Annotated in this window: 2 protein-coding genes; both read left to right on the top strand. The window is 69.6% G+C overall.

Annotated features, from left to right (window positions below):
* Positions 1-362 precede the first annotated feature (362 nt).
* Positions 363-2402, top strand: coding sequence for a hypothetical protein (locus MSZK_RS32295; protein ID WP_158230564.1), 2040 nt, complete (start codon positions 363-365; stop codon positions 2400-2402).
* Positions 2403-2603: 201 nt separating this feature from the next.
* Positions 2604-2975, top strand: a complete 372-nt coding sequence (locus MSZK_RS09875) for a heme-binding protein (RefSeq protein WP_099247384.1) — start codon at positions 2604-2606, stop codon at positions 2973-2975.
* Positions 2976-2986 lie beyond the last annotated feature (11 nt).

The raw sequence follows: 2986 nt of genomic DNA, 5'->3' as shown, positions 1-2986 counted from the left end.
TCACCCGGCGCGGCTTCCGTTTCACCGGGCGTGGTGCTTCGGATGACGAATCGCTGCGCTGGCCGCGACGGTTGGTTGTAGGGTCTGCGCTCAGAGTTGCGGTGCTCGATCGGTCACGGGGGTCGTCTGTGTCTGTCAAGAATCCCGCCCAGCGGGTGGCGAGCCGGCCGACGCCGGCCGCAAGTGTGCGCTATATCGGGTGGACGGGGGCGTTGACACTCGCCCTCGGAGCGGCGACGGTTGCCCTGGCCGGATCGGCGGACGCAGACACCGGGACGGCGGCGCCGAGTTCGACGGGCTCGGTCGCCGCAGCGGCCCCGCGTACACCTTCGGGACATGGCGCTGCCCGAGCCAGGAATGCGGTGCCCACCTCCACCCTGACCGCGCAGCGATCGGCTCGGGTGCGTCCCGCCCTGGCAACGAGGCCCAAAGCTCCGGCCGGTGCACTGAGCTCGTCCAACCTCGCCCAGCTGATGGGCAACCTGGTCGGCGACGGCACCGCCGCTCATCCCGATGCCGGCCTTCTGATCGGAAACGGCTACAGCTGGACCTCGGAGACCTGCAACCAGGGTGCGGCGTGCACCGGTGGGCGGTCCGGGTTGTTGTGGGGCAACGGTGGCAACGGTTTCGCCGGCGGCAACGGTGGTTCGGCTGGTCTGGTCGGCTCGGGTGGTTCCGGGGGTGCAGGCGTCAACGGCGGCGCCGGTGGCAACGGCGGCCGCGGTGGGGTGTTCGCCGGCAACGGTGGTTCCGGGGGAGCGGGCGGTGCGGTCACCGGGACGGGTCTGGTGGCCGGTGCCGGCGGGACCGGCGGTGACACCGGGACGTTCTCGATCATGGGCGTCGCCGGCCGCGGTGGGTCCGGCGGGGCCGCGGGCGGTAACTACGGCACGGGCGGTGCCGGCGGTGCCGGCGGAAATACCGGCCTGTTCTCGGTATTCGGCCAAGCCGGTGCCGGTGGCGATGGCGGCTCTGCCACCGGATACGCGGCAATCGGCGGCGACGGCGGAAGCGGCGGGATCAGCGGGGCGCTGTCGATCAGCGATGGCGGTGCCGGCGGCGCCGGCGGGGCCGGGGTGCGGTTCGGTGGTCAAGCCGGTCGCGGCGGTGCGGCCGGACTGATCGGCAACGGTGGTGGCGGCGGCGCCGGCGGGTGGGGTGCGGTCGGCGGTGCCGGCGGAGCCGGTGGTCTGCTCGTCGGCAACGGTGGTGCCGGGGGCGCCGGCGGAGCCGGTGGTGCCGGTGGCGCGGGCGGCCGTGCTCTGCTCGTGGGCGACGGTGGTGCGGCCGGTGCCGGTGGTGCAGCCGGACAAGGCGGTGCCGGCGGAGCCGGTGGCGTGCTCGTCGGCAACGGTGGTGCCGGGGGAACCGGCGGGGTATCTGCCGGCGGTGGAGCCGGAGGTCAGGGTGGACTGCTGGGCAGGGACGGGTTGGCAGGTACTGCGGGCGGCGCGCCGGTGGTCGGGTTGACCTACAACCTCGGTGCCGACTTCATGACGGTGGCCCTCACGGTCAACGGCACGCAACTGCCCCAGGTTGAAATCGACACGGGCTCAGCGGGTTTGATCGTCCCGATCACCCTGTTGAAAGACACGCCGCTCGGTCCGAGCCTGGGCGTCACCGGCATGATCGAATACGGGGATTGGGGGCGTTTCTATTACACCGTCTATACGCCCAGCCTCGACTTCGGCAATGGTATGGAGACCGCGGCCACCCCGATCGGGGTCGTCGACCACATCGAGGAGTGGGACGCGAAAGAGAAGAAGTGGATAACGGTTCCTCAACACAAATGGACCGAGCAGAAATACGCCGACGCTCTCGCCCCGACGATGGGCGTCGATCCGTACACCGGAAGCGACATCGCCAGCCCGGTGCTGACACTTCCGGGCGCACTCGCTCAGGGCCTGTTGATCGATGAGCCCGCGGGCCAGGTGACCTTCGGCGCGAACCCGTTGCCCGAGGTCACCCGCGTTCCGGGCTGGTTCTACACCACGCTCTCGGTCACCGTCACCTACGGCTCCGTCTCGCAGACCACCCACAACGCCACCGCCACCATCGACAGCGGCGGTATCGGCGGTGGCGTCTCGCAGAGCATGCTGCCCTCGACTCTCAACGACCTTTCCGTTGGCGACCAGCTGAAAGCCGGCACCGTCATCGAGGTCCACACGATCGACGGAAATACCCTTCTCTACCGGACGAAGGTGACCGATGCCCAGATCGCAGCGGGCGACGCGACCTCCGTCTGGATTCCCAGCCTGGGCTTCAACACCGGGATCATCCCGTTCCTACTGGGCCCGATCTACTTTTCCTACACCCCCGCCTACGGACCCAACGATCCCGACGGAAGCTACGGCGGCACGGCGGTCTTCGACTACGCACCGGCACCGTTGCCCCCCGGGTAACCGTCGATCGTGGGCACGAAATCGGCTGGCGGGCAATCGGGTTCAGGTGCACGGGCCCGCAAACGGGTGCGCGTGTCCTGGACCACCGCCGGGTCGAACCAGCTCAGCTCGGCGATTGCGGCGAGAGAAACCCGCCCTGCGCGGGTATTCCCTCGCATCTAACCCTTCAGATCCAGCCCAACAATCCCAAGGAGCCAGGCCATGACGACGTCGATACGTTGCGCATTCGGTGCGCTGATGGTGAGTGCGCTGTGTGCCGCGGCCTTAGTGTCGACGCCGAGCGCCGCTGCCGCGCCGTGCAGCGCCAGCGGCCTGGCCGCGACATCCAGCGGTGTGCTGGCCGCCGCGGGTGGATATCTGGCCAGCCATCCCGGCGCCGACGACGTGCTGACCGCGGCGGCCACCCAGTCGCCCGAGGACGCCAAGGCCTCGGTGCGGTCGTATTTCATCGGGCATCCGGGTGAGTTGCTGGATCTGCAGAACATCGCGGGCCCACTGCGGGATCTGCGCAACCAGTGCGGGGTGGCGGTGTCTCCGGGCCAGCTCGCGTTGCTGTTCGAGCAGGTTTCCTAGCGATTTCGGCG

This window comes from Mycobacterium sp. shizuoka-1 (assembly GCF_002723835.1).
In the GTDB taxonomy this organism is placed as follows: Bacteria; Actinomycetota; Actinomycetes; order Mycobacteriales; family Mycobacteriaceae; genus Mycobacterium.
Note: the sequence above shows the minus strand (reverse complement) of the source record. Positions and strands in the feature narration are given on the sequence as shown.